This window comes from Alteromonas sp. ASW11-130, from assembly GCF_026183735.1.
GTDB lineage: Bacteria > Pseudomonadota > Gammaproteobacteria > Enterobacterales > Alteromonadaceae > Alteromonas.
In genome coordinates, this window is record NZ_JAPFRE010000006.1 from 35,573 (window position 1) to 55,030 (window position 19,458).

At 43.5% G+C, this 19,458-nt stretch carries 15 protein-coding genes; 6 read left to right on the plus strand and 9 right to left on the minus strand.

Going from position 1 to position 19,458, the window contains the following annotated elements; translation table 11 throughout:
- Positions 1-8 precede the first annotated feature (8 nt).
- The 4 genes from mfd (at position 9) to OPS28_RS02155 (ending at position 5,904) form a co-directional block, all read left to right on the plus strand.
- Complete coding sequence (gene mfd / locus OPS28_RS02140) at positions 9-3,506, plus strand: transcription-repair coupling factor (RefSeq protein ID WP_265607786.1); 3,498 nt, start codon at positions 9-11, stop codon at positions 3,504-3,506.
- Positions 3,503-4,867 (plus strand): CsiV family protein, encoded by a 1,365-nt coding sequence (locus OPS28_RS02145; protein WP_265607787.1) that lies wholly within the window; start codon positions 3,503-3,505, stop codon positions 4,865-4,867. Before mfd ends, OPS28_RS02145 begins: the two co-directional genes overlap by 4 nt.
- A 2-nt stretch (positions 4,868-4,869) precedes the next feature.
- Positions 4,870-5,394, plus strand: coding sequence for a cob(I)yrinic acid a,c-diamide adenosyltransferase (locus tag OPS28_RS02150; protein WP_265607788.1), 525 nt, complete (start codon positions 4,870-4,872; stop codon positions 5,392-5,394).
- Between the two features lie 267 nt (positions 5,395-5,661).
- Positions 5,662-5,904, plus strand: coding sequence for a hypothetical protein (locus tag OPS28_RS02155; protein ID WP_265607789.1), 243 nt, complete (start codon positions 5,662-5,664; stop codon positions 5,902-5,904).
- A gap of 52 nt (positions 5,905-5,956) precedes the next feature.
- Here the strand turns inward: OPS28_RS02155 and nagZ are convergent, their stop codons facing one another.
- Complete coding sequence (gene nagZ / locus OPS28_RS02160; RefSeq protein ID WP_265607791.1) at positions 5,957-6,955, minus strand: beta-N-acetylhexosaminidase; 999 nt, start codon at positions 6,953-6,955, stop codon at positions 5,957-5,959.
- A 75-nt stretch (positions 6,956-7,030) separates the two neighbouring features.
- Between nagZ and OPS28_RS02165 the strand changes: the two genes are divergently transcribed.
- Complete coding sequence (locus OPS28_RS02165; protein ID WP_269468564.1) at positions 7,031-9,313, plus strand: penicillin acylase family protein; 2,283 nt, start codon at positions 7,031-7,033, stop codon at positions 9,311-9,313.
- Positions 9,314-9,353: 40 nt separating this feature from the next.
- On the opposite strand, the gene OPS28_RS02170 is transcribed toward OPS28_RS02165, so the two are convergent.
- The 4 genes from OPS28_RS02170 to pheS all read right to left on the minus strand — a co-directional run bounded on the left by OPS28_RS02170 (position 9,354) and on the right by pheS (position 14,128).
- Entirely contained in the window at positions 9,354-9,926 is a 573-nt protein-coding gene (locus OPS28_RS02170) for a hypothetical protein (RefSeq protein ID WP_265607793.1), read from the minus strand.
- A 520-nt stretch (positions 9,927-10,446) separates the two neighbouring features.
- Positions 10,447-10,743 carry an integration host factor subunit alpha gene (gene ihfA / locus OPS28_RS02175; protein ID WP_265607795.1) on the minus strand — a complete coding sequence of 99 codons (297 nt, stop codon included), beginning with the start codon at positions 10,741-10,743 and terminating at the stop codon, positions 10,447-10,449.
- 3 nt (positions 10,744-10,746) lie between these two features.
- Positions 10,747-13,134 (minus strand): phenylalanine--tRNA ligase subunit beta, encoded by a 2,388-nt coding sequence (pheT, locus tag OPS28_RS02180; RefSeq protein WP_265607797.1) that lies wholly within the window; start codon positions 13,132-13,134, stop codon positions 10,747-10,749.
- 13 nt (positions 13,135-13,147) lie between these two features.
- Entirely contained in the window at positions 13,148-14,128 is a 981-nt protein-coding gene (gene pheS / locus OPS28_RS02185) for a phenylalanine--tRNA ligase subunit alpha (RefSeq protein ID WP_265607798.1), read from the minus strand.
- 219 nt (positions 14,129-14,347) lie between these two features.
- Here pheS and OPS28_RS02190 point away from each other — a divergent pair, with 219 nt between their 5' ends.
- Positions 14,348-15,271, plus strand: a complete 924-nt coding sequence (locus OPS28_RS02190; RefSeq protein WP_265607799.1) for a phytanoyl-CoA dioxygenase family protein — start codon at positions 14,348-14,350, stop codon at positions 15,269-15,271.
- A 690-nt stretch (positions 15,272-15,961) separates the two neighbouring features.
- Here OPS28_RS02190 and rplT read toward each other — a convergent pair.
- The 4 genes from rplT to thrS form a co-directional block, all read right to left on the minus strand.
- Positions 15,962-16,318, minus strand: coding sequence for a 50S ribosomal protein L20 (rplT, locus tag OPS28_RS02195; RefSeq protein ID WP_169209315.1), 357 nt, complete (start codon positions 16,316-16,318; stop codon positions 15,962-15,964).
- Positions 16,319-16,335: 17 nt separating this feature from the next.
- Entirely contained in the window at positions 16,336-16,533 is a 198-nt protein-coding gene (rpmI, locus tag OPS28_RS02200; protein ID WP_018981376.1) for a 50S ribosomal protein L35, read from the minus strand.
- Positions 16,534-16,649: 116 nt separating this feature from the next.
- Positions 16,650-17,189 (minus strand): translation initiation factor IF-3, encoded by a 540-nt coding sequence (gene infC, locus OPS28_RS02205; RefSeq protein ID WP_265607860.1) that lies wholly within the window; start codon positions 17,187-17,189, stop codon positions 16,650-16,652.
- 115 nt (positions 17,190-17,304) lie between these two features.
- Complete coding sequence (thrS, locus tag OPS28_RS02210; protein WP_265607805.1) at positions 17,305-19,218, minus strand: threonine--tRNA ligase; 1,914 nt, start codon at positions 19,216-19,218, stop codon at positions 17,305-17,307.
- Positions 19,219-19,458: the final 240 nt, after the last annotated feature.

A 19,458-nucleotide genomic window follows, 5' to 3' on the forward strand; every position in this document is an offset into this window, starting at 1 on the left:
AGGGTGACATGACAGCCTCACGTTCTATGCTTCCTTTACCCAAAATTAAACACCAAGCAAAATTTGGCGACCATCAGCAATGGGGGCAACTGACCAGCAGTAGTCGCGCTATGGTTATCAGCCAAGCGTATACTCAACATAATGGGCCATTGCTGGTGTTAACTACTGATACGCCTTCGGCGATGAAGCTGGAGCGTGAGTTGCGTTTTTTCATAAATGATGACGCAGCCACAATCACACTTTTCCCCGACTGGGAAACCCTACCGTACGATGCGTTTTCCCCCCATCAGGATATTGTTTCTCAGCGCCTGGAAACGCTTTATTACCTTTCCAATAAAGCCAAAGGTATTTTCATCGTCCCTGTAAATACATTGATGCAGCGTCTTGCCCCCACTGATTATCTGAACAAATATTTGCTAATGCTGAATAAGGGTCAGACACTTGATCGTGATAATTTCAGACGCCGCTTAGAACAGGCCGGTTACCTCCACGTCAATCAGGTAATGAGTCATAGTGAATTTTCCATACGAGGCAGCATTATTGACTTATTCCCGATGGGAAGCAGTAAACCTTATCGTATAGATTTATTTGATGATGAAATTGATTCCATTCGTTTTTTTGACCCGGATAGTCAGCGCTCGAGCGAAGAAGTTAAAGAAATACGGTTACTCCCCGCGCGCGAGTTTCCTACAGATAAAGATGCGTTATCATTATTCAGACAACAATTTTTAACTCAATTTGATGCCAGCAACGCCCGTGAATCTATCTTTTATCAGGTCAACAAAGGCACACTTCCCAGTGGAATAGAGTATTATTTACCTCTGTTTTTCGAAAATACGGCAACACTATTCGATTATCTTCATCCTGAGTTTGTGGTTTTTTTGAATGGGGATATTTTTAAAGCAAGCGAAGCACATTGGCATGACATAACAGAACGATACGAACAATTGCGTTATGACCTAACACGCCCGTTATTACCTCCTGAAGAGGTATTTTTGCCTGTTAACGAACTGTTTGAAGATATTAAAAAGTGGCCTCGGGTTACCTTGCAAGGAGATGTGCTTTCGGAAAAAGCGGGAAATTATAATTCTGGCTTTAGTCCTCTGAACGACATTGCATTTGAGCCTCAAAAAAAGCATCCCGCAGAACGTTTAAAGAAACTCCTCGATGAGGCGAAGTCCAAACAAGACCGGGTGTTGTTCTGTGCAGAATCTCAAGGCAGAAGAGAAAATTTGCTGGCCTTACTGGGTAAGTCAGGTATTCATCCAGCGCCATGTTTGGGCTTTAGCGATTTCTTAACTACCGATGACCCTGTAGGTATAACGGTAGGACAGGTTGAAAACAGCTTCATTTGGCAAACTTCAACGCAGTGCATTTTATTCATTACCGAGTCGGAACTGCTCGGTCATAAAATCAGTCAGCGCCGACTGCGAGAAAAACGCGCGGCGACCGACGAAAATGCAGTTATTCGAAATCTTGCTGAATTGTCCATTGGCCAGCCGGTAGTCCATTTAGACCATGGTGTCGGACGCTACTTAGGCTTACAAACATTAGATGCAGGGGGCGTCACTACCGAATATCTGTGTATTGAATACGCCAAACAGGCCAAGCTCTACGTACCTGTATCATCACTTCACCTAATCGCTCGCTACACAGGGGGTGACGTTGATCATGCCCCGATTAATTCATTAGGTTCAGACGCGTGGAGTAAAGCAAAACAAAAAGCAGCAGAAAAAGTTCGTGACGTAGCAGCAGAGCTACTCGACGTTTACGCTAAACGAGCTTCAAAACCGGGTTTTGCTTACCCTATCAACTGGGAAGAATATCATTCCTTCGCTGACAGTTTCCCGTTCGAAGAAACACCAGATCAACAGCAAGCCATAACGTCGGTTATTCAAGATATGGGCAACCCTCAAGCTATGGATAGACTGGTGTGCGGGGATGTAGGGTTCGGAAAAACCGAAGTGGCCATGCGCGCAGCGTTTTTAGCAGCCAATCAGGGTAAACAAGTGGCTATATTGGTGCCGACTACCCTGCTCGCTCAACAACACTACGAGAACTTTGTCGATCGTTTCGCCAACTGGCCGTTTAATATTCAGGTAATGAGTCGTTTTGTCAGTGCAAAAGTGCAGAAAGAGGTTATTGGGAATATCGAGCAGGGCAAAGTCGATATTGTTGTTGGCACCCATAAACTTCTACAAAACGATATCAAGTTCGCTGATCTTGGGCTAGTTATCATTGATGAAGAGCATCGCTTCGGCGTGCGCCAGAAAGAGAAATTTAAGTCCCTACGTGCTGACGTGGATATTTTGACTCTTACCGCTACACCGATTCCACGTACATTGAATATGGCGCTTTCGGGCATGCGCGATTTGTCAATTATCGCTACCCCTCCAGCCAAACGTTTGTCAATTAAAACCTTTGTACAACAACGCAACAAAGCCACTATTCGTGAAGCCATTATGCGCGAAATTTTGCGTGGAGGACAGGTGTACTTCCTTCATAACGAAGTAGATACCATAGCTAAGACCTCTGAAGAAATTGCCGAGATTGTGCCCGAAGCACGTATAGCAGTTGGACATGGCCAAATGCGAGAGCGTGAGCTAGAACAGGTAATGAGCGACTTTTATCACCAACGATATAACGTATTGGTTTGTACTACCATTATTGAAACAGGTATTGATGTCCCCACCGCCAATACTATTATCATGGATAGAGCAGACCACTTAGGGCTTGCACAACTTCACCAACTGCGTGGACGTGTAGGTCGTTCTCATCATCAGGCTTACGCGTACTTGCTAACCCCCCATCCGAAACGGATGACCAAAGACGCCGCCAAACGTCTTGAAGCCATAGCGGCATTAGAAGATTTGGGAGCAGGTTTTGCGTTAGCCACTCATGATTTAGAAATTCGTGGCGCGGGTGAATTATTGGGTGAAGGTCAATCTGGCCAAATAACCAGCATCGGGTTTAGTTTGTATATGGATATGCTCGACCAAGCCGTTACGGCATTAAAAGAAGGTCGTGAGCCAACCTTAAACGATACTCTTTCAAACCAAACTGAAATTGAACTGCGTATTCCAGCTTTGTTACCAGAAGACTACATTGCTGATGTTAACACGCGTTTATCACTGTATAAGCAATTGGCCAGTTGCGATACAAAGGCAGAGATTGATGAATTTCAGATTGAGTGTATAGATCGCTTCGGCTTGTTACCCGATGCGGCCAAGAATTTAATTGCAGTGGCGGAACTAAAACTGATAGCAAAAGAGTTGGGTATTCTTAAGATGGATATGACCAGTGTCGGTGGTACTATTGAATTCAGTGAAAAAGCGAAGGTGGATCCAGGGTTTATTATTAAGCTGGTACAAACGCAATCCGACACATTTAAATTTGAAGGAAGTCAAAAATTGAGAGTGGTTAAACAGACCGATTCCGCGAAAGCACGCCTAACCTTTGTCGGAGAATTGCTAGACGCATTCGCAAAAGGGACATCCGGAAAATGAATTTTCACTTTTTAATCACATTATTATTTCTTTCTGGTTTTGCTCAGGCTCAAGACGATGATTCCTGGTGGTTTGACGTGGAAGTAATCTTATTTGATCGCGCTATTGCGTTAACTGAACTTGATGAGCAATTTGACTTCGCCGATAATTTACGTCCGATCGACACTGAGATAGATGTCATATCCGACTTAATACATCCCGACATAAACAATGTAAAACAAAGCCTTCCGGTTTGTGGAAAATATAGCGAGTTACATCTTGCTACCCCACCTTCGATTGATACTATTTTGCAAATGCACGATGAATGGAAGCGGCTACAGGCCGAACCATTAGAAGGTGATGAAGTTATGTCTGCCGAATCCCGGCAAAATTATGAGCGAGAATCGACGACCGATTCTTTCGCGGCAAGTCGTTTTAGTCCGCAACATACGCTAGCAGCGTCAAAGCCGTCTTCCCGAGATGCCATCCTAGCTGATACGGTAACTGAGCAGGATGTTATTGGAATATGGTTGAATTACGCACTCCCCCCCGTTCCACCCAGCCCAAGTATCCCAAAGCTACAGTTTTGTCGTGAAGAAAAAGCCTGGCTATCGTGGAAAGATGGTACGTGGACGCGGCACCGTGAAGATAATTCACTCCCCTATCCTGACGAGATCAAAATTGAACTAAACGGAGACGAAAAGCCGTTCGCCCGAAATGCACATATTTTACCTGAATCAGCACGTGAATTAGCAAAATTGTCTCAGCAGATACGTCAGGCGCGGGGGTTGAACAGGTTACTGCATATGACTTGGCGCCAACAGGTTAAGTTTGGCAAAGATAACGCTGAAAAGGTCAGGTTATTCGCTGGAAATGATTATGCTAAGCAATTTACGCTTACCGGAGATGCAATTAACGATGACTCGATTAAATCGATAATCGGCACTACGACGCAACAAGAAGATAAGCAGGGTAAATTCTTTCAACAGTTACAACGCCAACTGAATCACCCCGAGCCGGTTCCGTTTGCCAGTATGATGGCCGCAGTTAAAGACAATGAACGTAAAGCCAAACAGGGGATATCTGCCGATTCAACCCAAGGACCCATTCCGATATGGAAACTGGATGGGTATATGAAGGTGTTTTTGAAATATATTAACCGCGTGCCTTATCTACACATCGAAAGCGAGTTGTTTTACCGTCAGCCCATTCCGATAAATTCAGCCCAACAAGAGCAACAAAATCCGCAATATCGGTTGGTCTCCGTTCCCTTTCAACAAATGCGTAGAGTGATAAGTAAACAAATTCATTATTTCGACCACCCTCTATTCGGTATGGTAGTACAAATTCGACGTCATCAACTGCCTATGGATAAGGAATAACCATGTCCAAAATCTATACGAAAAAAGGTGACCAGGGGCATACTCAGGTTTACCTGGAAAAAACCGAGCGACTGGCAAAATCGGATGAAATTTTGCAGGTTTATGGCGAGCTAGACGAACTTAATTGCCATATAGGTTTGTTAATTAGTTTAAGCAAAACGCCCAATCCTTTACTTTCGTCCCTACAAAATCAACTGTTCGAAGTCGGCTTTGCTATTTCTGCAACCTCAACTCTGAGCGAGGAAGATGTACAGGCGATAGAAACTGAAATCGATCGTCTCAGCCAAGACATTCCGGAACAACGGTCTTTTATTCTTCCGGGTGGAGCAGTAAGTGCCTCACAAAGCCATATTTGCCGTGCCGTGTGTCGACGCGCAGAGCGTGCGTTAGTCGCGCTGTCGGAAAAACACCAGGTGCCTGCCGTCATATTACAATTTATTAACCGGCTTTCTGATTACTTCTTTGTACTTGCTCGCTATGAAAACGCAGTAAGCGGAGTCAAAGATGTTGAGAAAGTGTCCCGTTAACGTAACCTCACGTTTAATTCTGGCGATTTGCCTACCAAGCTATGTCGATGGAGACCAAGCTGACTTAAACTCATTAAAGTGGCTGGTGGGTTGTTGGAAGCACCAGAAGGCAGATAAAAAATAAAGTCTATCTCACTACTCCCTACTCCCTACTCCCTACCCATCGGACTAATTGAAGACGATATCAATAAATATACTAATCAAATAAGTGAATTAATCGTTCGCGCAATTCAGGAAGCTGGCGACCCCCTCTATGTTGACAAACAGTTGCTACGTGAGCAGAAAGAACTAATTGAAGAGTTAAAAACACTTATCGAATCTCATGTAGCGGATTTTACAGCATTCGAAAGGGAAGGTCGCGTAATCGACGCTAATGGCAGAGTATTTGAAATGGAAATGCTACCTATTCTGGAAAACCGGGATTATGACTTTATTGGTGTTGTTGGTCCCGACAACAAAGACATGCCTTATGCATATGATGATAATAGTTACCTGATATTTCTTCTATGAGATAGCAAAATAGAGTCGGAGCCAACAACGTCTTGGTGACTCCATTTTGTTGTCAAACGAGCGCCTTTTTCAATGCGTCTATTGATGCTTCATAGTATTTTTTCGCGTCTTTAGGTAACGCATGATGTACAAACTGGCTTAAGCGGGGATTACCAATAAAGTTATGGGATAGATTGTCTAAAATTGAAACCGCTCCCGCAGGATTATTGCATGCTAAAATCATGTCACAACCTGCCAGCAGCGCTGCCTCACCTCGCTGGTAGTAATTACCCGCCACCTTTGCGCCTTCCATAGACAAATCGTCTGAAAATATAACGCCAGTGAAACCAAATTGCTGCCTTAGCATCGTTTGCAACCAGTAAGAAGAAAAACCAGCCGGTTGTGGATCCACGGCCGAATAAATCACATGGGCCGGCATAATTGCATCCAGTAAATTATCCGTAACACAGGCTTTAAACACCTTTGTATCCACTTCTAAAATAGTTTCCAGCGAACGGTCGTCTACAGGGACTGCAATATGGGAATCTGCTTCTACACTTCCATGACCAGGAAAATGTTTACCGGTGGTGGGCATATTCATAAGTCGCATGCCCGCAATTAATTCTCTCGCTAACACAATCACATCGCTGGCATTGTCTGCTAGACCGCGATCGCCTATGACATTAGAGATACCATTAATATCCAATACCGGCGCGAAACTTAAATCAATGTCCATTGACTTAAGCTCATAAGCCATAATAACACCACAGTCTCTTGCTAAATTGCCTGCTTCCTCTTTCGTGCTGGTGAGCTCAGTGAGTTGTCCCATGGCGGGTAAATGTGTGAAATCCTGCTTGAAACGTTGAACGCGCCCCCCCTCGTGATCTACAGCTATAATCAGCGGCGTTTTGGACGCGTCGCGTATTTGACGAATCAATTCAGTTAATTGCGGTTGATCATAATAATTCCGTGAAAAAAGAATTATTCCGCCCGTTAGCGGATGAGCAAGCATTTCACGCTCTTCTGCTGTTAATAGCTCTGCAGAACAGTCCATCATCAAAGGACCCATCATATTCCTCTCAAAAGTTACTTCTCATCACTTCAGGTGTTGGTTAGGATAGTTGAAAAAAGGAGAGTTTAACACGTGATGCACTGGATAAAGTGGCTGTCTATTGGATTTATTAGCATTATTTTAGCTTTGGCGGTAACCCTGGTCGTAGTAATGCGTTCAAGCTTACCCGACCTTGGAGGCGCTCTCGATTCCCCACACCTCAGCGCAGTAAGTACACTATCCCGTGACACGTTGGGTCAGGCAATAATTAATGCAAAAAACCGTACTGATGCGGCTTTCACCTTAGGCATAGCCCATGCCCAGGACAGATTAACCCAGATGGATTTGCAACGCCGTGTAGCCGCTGGTGAGTTAGCAGAATGGTTGGGGGAAAAGCTTATTGATGTTGACAAGCGGGCTAGATTCCATCAATTCCGTAAACGCGCAGATGTAGTTTATAGAGAACTAGATAGCGAGCAAAAAGCACTATTGGAGGCTTATACAAGAGGAGTAAATCAGGTAATCGATGAGTTATCCGTTCCTCCGTTTGAGTATGTATTGACCGGATTTTCACCGGCACGCTGGACGCCTCAAGATAGCATTTTAGTTGTATTTTCCATGTATATGGACTTGCAGCTTGGACAGGTCGAACTAGATATGGCACGTACTGGAGTTGCTCGTTATTTTGGTCAGCCTATGCTGGAATTTTTGACTCAGCCCAGCCCCTATCAATCAGCTTTGGACGTAAGTGTTATCCCTCCGAAAGATATCTCTATTCCTGAGTTGAATATTCAGACTGCTGACGCGCATCAAACTTTTGAAGAACCGTTAGACATTGGTAGTAACAACTGGGCAGTCACCGGAACACTTACCCGAACAGGTAGCGCAATGCTGGCAAACGACATGCACCTCGGATTACGCGTACCTATTATTTGGTATCGCACCCAACTTAATTATATTCACGAAAGTCACGATGTGCAGCTAACCGGGGTCTCTCTGCCGGGTTTACCTGGCATAGTGGTAGGAACTAATGGCTTCATAGCATGGGGATTTACCAATTCCAATCTTGATAATGTCGATTGGATTGCGCTGAGTGAATCAACGAAAACCCACACTATCATCGAAAAAATCAGCATCGATAACGATGAATACGAATACAAGCTTGAAATGAGTGAGTTTGGTCCCGTTAGAACCGTTGATAACAAGCGATACGCATTAAGCTGGGTGGCTCATTATCCTTATGCTGTTAACCTCCGAATTGCTGACTTAGATACTCCTCAGTCAGTTGATGATGCGCTTGAAGTGGCTGGAACTATGGCTATCCCAGCTCAAAATTTTGTAGTGGTTGACGGGCAAGGTAATGCTGCCTGGACGCCAGGGGGAGCTGTAACGGCGCGCTCTACTCCCACTCTTCGTGCGATTGCTGAAGCAAAGTGGGATGACAGCTGGGGGCAGAACGAACGCGATTTACCCATTATTAAAAACCCACCAAAGAACCGAATTTGGACGGCGAATTCTCGCGTAATCTCGGCTGAGCAAATGTCTCGCTTTGGCGATGGCGGTTATGCACTCGGCGCGAGGGCAAAACAAATTGAACAGAGACTACATGAGAAACAACAATTCAACGAACAGGATTTTTATGCAATACAGCTTGATAATAAAGCACAATTTCTAACTCCGTGGCATCAACACCTACTGGCCTTATTACAAAGTAAACAAGATAAATATCACGAGGACATCGAAACCCTTGAAAATTGGCAGGCGTGTGCCTGTGAATCTTCTGTTGGCTACACATTGGTAAGACGCTACCGTTCATCGATAGTGGACGCATTATTTAGTCCCATATTCAGTAAACTTACTGAAAATGAGATAGATCCTGCGCAATTATATCGGCAGCTCGAGCCTGCATTATGGCAACTTCTGGAACAGCAGCCCAAGAGTTGGCTCCCAGTAGGACAGTCATCATGGCAGTCTTTTTTACTTTCCCGCTATGACATAACTAAAGATAAATTATTTAAAAAACACGGAACGCGTTCGTTGATGGATTTAACGTGGGGAAAAGTAAACACATTACGCGTAGCTCATCCCTTTGCTAAGCAAATGCCGTTTATGGCTAAATACTTGAATATGGATGAAGTCGCTGGCTACGGTGATAGCTATATGCCGGCGGTTCAATTACCAACTTTTGGCGCTTCACAACGTTTTTTTGTCCAACCTAAGCACCTTGAAAAGGCCATTATGACAATCCCAGGCGGACAATCTGGGCATCCCCTTTCACCTTTTTACAAAACAGGATTTGATGACTATGCAAACCAACGCTCTACGCCATTATTACCCGGCCCGGTCGAACATACCCTTACCTTAAAACCAGCAGGCTAAGGCCTTAGGGTGGCTATTACCAATAAGTAAAAGGTTACGTTTATTGCGTTAAATTTTCATTATTTTCACTTTGGGTTTGCTGTTTATAGCGCTCTACCCACATAGCCTTGGCTTTTTTAATCTCAGCTGCCCCTGGCTCTGCGCCATCTGAAAGAGTCGAGGCTATATTCATAACGATTTGATCCCGTTTAGCCAAAAGGCGTTCAACGCTAGGAAATAAATCTTTTGCTTCCGGATATTTTTTCTTCAACGACTCGATATCTTGCAAAGAATAAAAACGCTGCTCGAATTCGTCATTAAACAAGGTTCGCTTTGCATTAAAGATTACGTATTCTTTAGCCTGTCTTGATTCCAGATAGTTTATGTCCGATTGGGGTAATCTGGCCTCTTCTGCTACTTCTTGCGCTTTTTCCAACCACTGTTCAACTTTATCAACATCGTGCTTTAATACCGCTTGTTTGATGCCTTCCTGAAGATCGGTAGCGTGTAAGATGTCCATGACAGTTATCACAGGCACAACTTCATCTGTAGCCGAATCTTTTGATAACCACCCAAACCACGCCACAACAGTAATCGCTAAAACCAACATTCCTACTAAAGCGATGCGCTTCATACCTTCTCCACATTTCAAATTCACCTTGCGTAATTTAGCATAATTGCCCAATAAAATTGCACAGCTGCGGTGAATTAACTCACCCGATTTTACCCATAGTGATTTATGAAAGATATTTGGCAGGAGTTAACTTTACGTTAAGTCCGGCCAATAATCACACTTGAGCTCGTCTGTTAAGAAAAATAATGCTTATACATTTTCGAGACGATATGCGCCTATCATCTATGGCGCTTTTTGATATTACATCAGCCGATTAGGGAAATTCAGTGAGGCTAAGCGAGGAAGAAATAAGCAATTCAGCAGTCGGAGTAACCGCGTTTAAAGGAAGGTACAGCTCCATTGGCTTGGGAATAAGATAGATTCCGTTTTCTCAGCGCTAATCATCCATTATTGCTGCTTGATATTTGCTAAAAGAGAAGCGACATAAATTACGTTTAAACCGAGATCAATCGCCAAATAAAAAAGCAGTCGAACATGAAGTCGACTGCTTTTAACAACATCATCCAAAGCATTCTATAAGTTATTCACTCGGCTTTGAATTTTCAACTCGGCTTTTTAGCTTTTGCCCTGGCCTAAACGTCACAACCCTTCTGGCCTTAATGGGGATATCTTCACCTGTTTTCGGGTTACGTCCTGGACGTTCGTTTTTATCCCTCAGGTCAAAATTACCAAAACCTGATAGTTTCACTTGTTCACCAGATTCCAGTGCGGCTTTAATCTCTTCAAAAAAAGCTTCTACCAGATCTTTTGCATCACGTTTGTTTATGCCTAACTTTTCGAATAAGTGTTCAGCCATCTCGGCTTTGGTCAATGCCATAGTTTACTCTCTTAACGCTGCCTCAAACTCTGACTCTAGCCCTGAAACAACCGTATTTACGGCTTGCTGTATTTCAGATTCTTCCAGAGTTTTGTCTGTATCCTGCAAAATTAGTGTTATTGCCAGGCTCTTATAGCCGGGTTCAATACCACTCCCTTTATATACGTCGAACAAGTTTAGGCCAACTAGTTGATTTACGCCAATTTTTTCTACAAATTTTAGTATATCTCCTACCGCAATGTCATCTTTCACCGTAATGGCGATATCGCGACGGTTTGCGGGATAACGAGAAATGGGTTTTGCTTGGGGCAAATTACGCGTATTAATCGCGCTAAGATCAAGTTCAAACACAAAAACCCGACCATTTAATCCTAGCAACTTCATGAATTGCGGATGGATTGCGCCAATCACACCAATTTTTTTACCCTGAAATTCTATGTCAGCAGCCATCCCCGGATGTAATGCAGAATGATTAGATGCTACAAACGAAAATTCAGAAACGTTACCCGTTAACGTTAATAGCGCTTCAACATCACCTTTGAGGTCGTAGAAATCAAAGGCCTCGTCACCTAAATCCCAATGTTCCTCATTTCGTTTTCCGACTATTAAACCGCCAATTACCGGAACTTGTAACACGCCATTTGGCGCTGAATCATCTGCTATAAACTTAAGGCCTGTTTCGAAAAATCGAATTCGAGCTTGCTGGCGCTTTTGATTATACGCTGCGGCCCCCAGTAAACCCGGCATAAGACTCACCCGCATTACTGACATATCAGAAGAAATAGGGTGAGGTAATGTTAAAGATTTAGTCCCCGGAAAGAGCGCTTGCTGAATTTTAGGATCAACAAACGAATAAGTGATCGCTTCTTGATAACCGCGTTGCAACAAGACTGATTTTAGTTGAGCGTCGGATAAATACGCCTCTTGTGCGGGCAACATATTCAAATGCGCAGTAGGGGCAACGTCTGGAATATTGTTATATCCGTAAATACGAGCAACTTCTTCGATTAAATCTTCTTCTATGGCTATGTCAAAACGATAACTAGGAACAATATTGTACCAGACGCCTTCAGAGAAAGTAGTAGCAAGACCTAACCGAGAAAGAAGCTGAGTAACTTTATCCGTGGATATTTCAATTCCTAACACCCGATTGAGTCTTTCTTGCCGTAATGTCACCTCGGTAACTGACGGTAAGGAATGCTCATCTGCAGCTTCCGCTATAGGTCCTGCTTCGCCACCACAAATCTCCAGAATAAGCGCAGTTGCACGTTCCATAGCTCTGTGCTGAAGTTGAGGGTCTACACCTCTTTCATAGCGATGTGAAGCATCGGTATGCAAGCCATATTGTCGTGCTCGCCCCATAATCACATCACGACTGAAAAAAGCGCTTTCTAACAAAATGTCCTTCGTCTTAGCGGAAACGCCAGAGTGCAAACCGCCGAAAACCCCAGCCATTGCTAGCGCTTTCTTATCATCCGCTATCACTAAGGTATTGTCAGACAGTTCAACCGTATTTTCGTCTAATAGCGTTAGTTGCTCACCAGAAGTTGCCATTCTTACTTGAATACCACCTTCGATTTTATCCAAATCGAAAGCGTGCATAGGTTGGCCAAGTTCCAGTAATACAAAATTAGTGACATCGACGATAGGATCGATGCTACGTATTCCACACCGCCTTAGCTTTTCAGTTAACCAAAGGGGGGACGATGCGTTCACATTGACGTTTTTAACCACGCGACCGAGATAACGGGGGCAACCCTGGGGCGCATTTAGTTTTACAGTTAATTTCGTATCACAGGTTGGCTTTACCGATTCTACGTCAGGCTCAATCAAATCAAGATCGTTGAGTACCGCAACTTCCCGGGCAATGCCTCGCACACCAAGACAATCTGCGCGATTTGGGGTCAGGTCAACTTCAATAGTAGAATCATTGAGATTTAAATATTCGCGGATATCCTGACCAATAGGTGCATCGGCTGGCAATTCAATGATGCCGGAATGATCTTCGCCCATGCCTAATTCAGAAAAACTACAAAGCATGCCCATAGAAGGTTCACCACGTAGTTTTGCTTTCTTTATTTTAAATTCACCTGGAAGTACTGCACCGACAACGGCTACAGCAACCATAATTCCTTGGCGGCAATTCGGTGCGCCGCACACAATATCGAGCAGCGTGTCTGCGCCTACGTCCACTTTTGTTACGCGAAGTTTATCTGCATTCGGATGCTGGCCACACTCTATGACCTTGCCTACTTTTACGCCGGTAAACTCCCCTGCCACGGGCTCAACTCCGTCAACTTCAAGGCCTGCCATACTAAGTTGCTCAGACAACGCTGCAGTTGTCACTGCTGGGTTAACCCATTCTCTTAACCAATTTTCACTGAACTTCATTAGTTACTTGCCTTTAATTGAATTGCTTGAGGAAACGTAAATCATTTTCGAAAAATGCGCGCAAATCAGTTACGCCATAACGGAGCATGGTGAGACGCTCAACGCCCATACCAAACGCGAATCCGGTATACTCTTCCGGATCAATATTTACGGCTTTAAGGACATTTGGGTGAACCATACCGCAACCTAATACCTCTAACCATTGGCCATTTTTACCCATCACGTCTACTTCAGCAGAAGGCTCAGTGAAAGGAAAGTAAGAGGGGCGGAAACGAATTTGTAATGACTCTTCGAAGAAGTGATGTAAAAAGTCGTGCAATATACCTTTTAACTCGGTGAAGCTAACATTCTTATCGACCATCAGCCCTTCAACCTGATGAAACATAGGCGTATGCGTTTGATCATAGTCATTTCGGTAAACACGGCCAGGCGAGATGATTCTTAAAGGTGGCTTTTCCACTTCCATCGTTCGAATTTGTACACCAGATGTTTGTGTACGTAACATCACATCCGGATTGAAGTAGAACGTATCGTGATCAGCGCGAGCCGGATGATTAGCCGGAATATTCAATGCATCAAAATTATGAAAACCATCTTCAATCTCAGGGCCACTTTTCACAGCAAAGCCTAGTTGAGAAAAGAAGGATTCTATGCGCTCAATAGTGCGACTAACTGGGTGCAAATTTCCTGGGATTTCTCCTCTACCGGGCAGGGTAACGTCAATAGCTTCTTCAGCAAGCTTTTTATTCATTTCAGCAGTGCGCAGCGCGTCGCCCTTTGCACTTATTGCCTGCTGAATCTCCTGCTTCGCCACATTAATTTTCTGGCCTGCTGCAGGACGTTCTTCTGCAGATAAACGTCCGAGCCCTTTTAATAGCTCCGTAAGTTTACCTTTCTTACCCATAAACTCGACCCTGACCTGGTCAAGCGATGCTGCATCATCTGCAGTTTCAATCTGCGCTTTTGCCTGATTGATAATTGCTTCAAGCTCCATGATTTCCCCGATTGGCATAATGACTGGATAACTGCTGTTATTTTCGCAGCCGCCTAAAAATTCAAAAAGCGTAGTTTACACGAGAGCTAACTCAATTCGCTACCTAATCAAGCTGATTTATTAAATTTACAGTGTATAATCGCCGTCTACTTTATTACTAATCATGTAGAATCGATATAATCGTATTAAGTAGCGTCGTAAACTATTAAAAGGAACTTCATGCCACACTTAGCTCAACTTCCATTATTTCACGCTCTCAACGAAAAAGAGATACGTTCCCAATTTCAGGATGACCAAGCCATGAAAGTGGCTTTGGATCTGAAGAATACTGGATTTAGTATCTTAGAGAATTTTGTATCTGAAGAGCGCGCCAATAAAATTGTGGAAGAGTGCAAAGCGCATTTTGAAAAAGAAAAAGGAAAAACGACCGGTAGATTAAGATGGCAAGATGGCTGGAAACAATCTCAGGTGATAAAAGAGCTTGCTATTGATAAGCGGATTATAAAACTTTTATCCGACGTATATGGAAAACAAACATTTGCCTTCCAGTCACTGAATTTTGATCAAGGTACGCAACAAAAACTGCATGCTGACACCGTCCATTTCAATAGTTATCCAAACCACTTCATGGCTGGAGTATGGGTCGCTTTGGAAGATATTTCGGAAGAAAACGGGGCAATAAAATATGTGGAAAATAGTCACACTTTACCAAATATCGATTTGTTCTCATTAAACCTCCAGCATGGCACACCTGGACAGGGAAACTCTCACATCAGCTACCCTGAATATGAGAAGTATATTGAACAACTCGTTGTGAAGTTTGACATGAAAGTCAAACTAGCAAAAATGAAAAAAGGTGATGCGCTTGTTTGGGCTAGCGGGTTACTACATGGCGGCTCCAAAGTTAATAATCCAAAAAGCTCACGTTATAGTCAAGTAACCCATTATTTTTTCAAGGACTGTCTCTACTACACCCCATTATCAAGCGATATGTTTTCGGGGAAACTTCAATTAAGAACCCCTTTCGATATCGCTTCTGGTAAAAAACCTAAGCTATCTTCTCTGTTAAAAACGGCTAAATCGCTGAACATCCCTCGTTCACAAGTTCTTAGAAGTTGGCTGTGGACACACTATGGCAAGTAACTATTTACTATTTGACTCTGCGTTCCACGTGCACGGTAATTAGCCAAAAGCATCACTGTTTTATATTGGGCTTTTTAATTAAAGAAGTTGTTGGTTACCGTTTGGATTCCTGACGCCACCCTGTTGTCTCATCCTGTTGAAACTGATTGATTGGTGCGTTAACTTACGTCAAACAAAATGATTATGCGTGGCAGATCGTCATGATGGTTTGTTAGAGGTTTATTAGATATTTTTAGTAAATCGCCCGTGTGCAGCTAGCCCCCAGTTTGCCTCACCTTTTGCTCCACACAACCCCGCGCCATATGTAGCCTTGTCTTTGGCATTGGCATTGGCATTGGCATTAGAGCCATCTTATACTCAACAGGAATATGGATGCGCACTAAGTACGAACGCGTTTCAACTTTTGACAAACCCACGTCTGGAAACGGTAGGAGAGTGAAGCTTAAGTTTGCAAGAGTTGCGATAGTCTTACTTGAAACATGAAACGGGTATGTATCCGCGCTGTGTTCTCACGACTTGAAGAGTCATAGCATTCTTTAATCAATACGTGAGACATACATATATCCCACATTCATCGCGCTAATCACCTATTATTGGGAATTAGAATGCGCTTCACAACGAAAAACGGCGAACCATCCTGGTTCGCCGTTTTCCGAAAGAACTTAAACTTAATTAGTTAATAATTAATAATTAAGCTAATGCACCTTTAGCCGCTTCGACTAATGCGCTGAATGCTGCTTTGTCATGTACTGCGATGTCGGCAAGGATCTTACGATCAATTTCAACAGACGCTTTTTTCAAACCGTTAATGAAACGGCTATATGACATACCATTGTGACGGGCTGCCGCGTTAATACGAGCAATCCACAATTGGCGGAATTGACGTTTACGCTGACGACGGTCACGGTAAGCATACTGACCAGCTTTAGTTACAGCCTGTACCGCTACGCGATATACGCGACTACGAGCACCGTAGTAACCTTTAGCTTGTTTTAAAACTTTTTTATGACGGGCACGTGCAATGGTACCGCGTTTTACTCTAGCCATTATTCAGTCTCCTCGTCTTAAACGTATGGCAACATACGCTGTACCAATTTGGTATCAGCATCATGAACCAGTTTTTTGCCACGTAAATGGCGTTTACGCTTAGTACTCTTCTTAGTCAAGATATGACGTAAGTGAGACTGCTTGCTTTTAAAGCGACCCGAGCCAGTCTTTTTAAAGCGCTTGGCTGCTCCGCTGTTAGATTTCATTTTAGGCATTGCTAAAACTCCGCATTGTTAATATTGGCTAATGAGATGTGCAGTCATCATTTCACCAGTTACATTTGCAGCAGGGTGTTTCGGGAGTGCAGAATCCTGAAAACTTTAGACCACTACTACTTCTTAAGTGGGGCGAGCACCATGATCATCTGTCTGCCTTCTACCCTTCTAGGGAAAGACTCACAGTTGGCAATGTCTTCTAACTCGGTTTTAACCCGGTTAAGTAAGTCAATACCAATATCCTGGTGCGCCATTTCACGTCCGCGAAAACGGATTGTGACTTTGGCTTTGTCACCGCCTTCCAGAAAGCGACGCAGGTTGCGCAGTTTTACCTGGTAATCGCCTTCATCAGTGCCAGGGCGAAATTTAATCTCCTTGACCTGAATTTGCTTTTGCTTTTTCTTTTGCTCTTTCTGAGCCTTGCTTTTTTCAAAGAGGAACTTGCCATAGTCCATAACTTTACAGACTGGCGGCTCAGCATTCGGACTAATTTCGACCAGATCGAGATTTACCTCTTCTGCTTTTTTCAAAGCGTCTGTAATGGGTACTACACCTATCTGTTCACCTTCAACACCAATGAGTCGAACTTCATTGACTTTGATTTCATCGTTAATGCGGGCTTTATCGCCCTGAGCCTTATTATTAGCGCCTTTAATGTGCTATTCCTCCAAAAATTATCATCGTACACCCTGAATCAATCCGTTTTGATTGAGGGCACCGTTGTGGTAAGCAAGTATACCACTGAATCTCATCTGATATCAGATTAAGATTCTAAATCAATTTGTCAGCAATTTCCTGCTGCATTCTGTTCATAAATGCGTCGAGGGACATTTTACCCAAGTCATCACCTTTGCGTGTTCGCACGGCAACTTCTCCAGCTTCCACTTCTTTGTCACCAATGACAAGCATATATGGTACTCTTTTAAGAGTGTGCTCGCGAATTTTAAAGCCTATTTTCTCATTTCTCAAGTCAGACTTTGCTCTAAAGCCAAAATCTTGCAGTTTTTGTACGCATTCGTTGACAAAACCCGCTTGTTTATCAGTAATATTCATTACGGTAACTTGCTGTGGAGACAACCAAAGTGGAAACCATCCCGCATATTCTTCCGTTAAAATACCAATAAAACGCTCAAGTGACCCCAGTATCGCTCTGTGGATCATAACAGGAACTTTACGTTCACCATCTTCTGCTACGTAGGTAGAGCCTAAACGGTTCGGCATAGAAAAGTCTAATTGAACTGTTCCACATTGCCATGCCCGATCTAGGCAATCATACAACGTAAATTCAATTTTCGGCCCATAGAATGCACCTTCACCCGGCAAATAGGCAAACTCAATGTTTTTGTCATTTAACACGTCTGCCAATGCCTTTTCTGACTTATCCCAGATTTCGTCACTTCCGACACGTTTTTCGGGTCGAGTCGAAAGTTTCACGGCAATTTTATTAAATCCAAACGTTTCGTAAGCTTCGTAAACCATATCAATACAGCTACCCACTTCCGCTTGAATCTGCTCTTCAGTACAGAAAACGTGTGCATCATCTTGGGTGAAACCCCGCACTCGCATAAGTCCGTGTAGCGCTCCAGATGGTTCGTTGCGATGGCAACAACCGAACTCAGCCATTCTTATCGGCAAATCGCGATAAGATTTCAGCCCTTGATTGAAAATTTGTACGTGACCCGGACAATTCATTGGTTTAATAGCATATTCACGCTTTTCGGACTCGGTCGTGAACATGTTTTCTGCGTATTTATCCCAATGACCAGACTTTTCCCACAACGAACGGTCCATCATTAATGGCCCCTTAACTTCATCGTAGTGGTATTTACGTAACAATCCGCGAACAAATCTTTCCAGTTCGGTATATATACTCCAGCCATCGTTGTGCCAAAATACCATGCCTGGTGCTTCTTCTTGCCAGTGAAATAAATCTAGCGACTTTCCGATCTTACGATGATCTCGTTTTTCTGCTTCTTCAAGGCGATTAAGATAGGCTTTCAATTGTTTTTTATCAGCCCAAGCCGTACCGTAAATGCGTTGTAGCATTTTATTTTCGCTATCGCCTCGCCAGTAAGCTCCCGCCACTTTCATTAATTTAAAGTGGTGGCAAAAGCGCATGTTCGGAACATGCGGTCCACGGCACATATCCACATATTCTTCGTGGTGATACAACCCTGGTCTATCCTCCTGGCTGATGTTCTCATCCAGAATTTCAATTTTGTACGTTTCACCGCGCTGTGCGAATGCTTCTCGTGCTTCTGCCCAACTGACCTTTTTCTTTATTACATCATAATTGGTTTTAGCTAACTCAAGCATGCGCTTCTCTAACTTTTGTAAGTCTTCTTGAGTTAAGCTATGCGGCATGTCTACATCGTAATAAAAGCCGTTATCGATAGTCGGACCAATTGCCATTTTTGCATCAGGCCATAACTGCTTAATTGCGTGTCCAATAAGGTGGGCGCAACTGTGGCGAATAATTTCTAGACCATCTTCATCTTTCGCGGTAATTATTTGTAAATTGGCGTCTTGTTCTATCAGGTCGACGGCATCGACCCGCTCACCATTAACCTTACCTGCAATGGTGGCTTTAGCCAAACCCGGACCGATATCTTGGGCTACATCTAAAACTGAAACTGCATGGTCGAAGACGCGTTGACTTCCATCAGGGAGAGTTATTACAGGCATGAAAATTCCTTAACAGTGGTGACACCTACTCTGTGCCACTTGTATCTTATGTAGTTAATTTACCGCTTACTGCGAATCGTACGGGCAATGTTGCCCAAGGACATCGGATTATAACGGTAAGCATTAGTTATGCAACGGTATTTAAAAAAAGCGTTAAATTAATCAAAAACACCCCCCCTGCTTTGTGGAAATGCCCTCAATCTTTGTCATACTTTTGTATTATCTTTCTCATTACAAAAG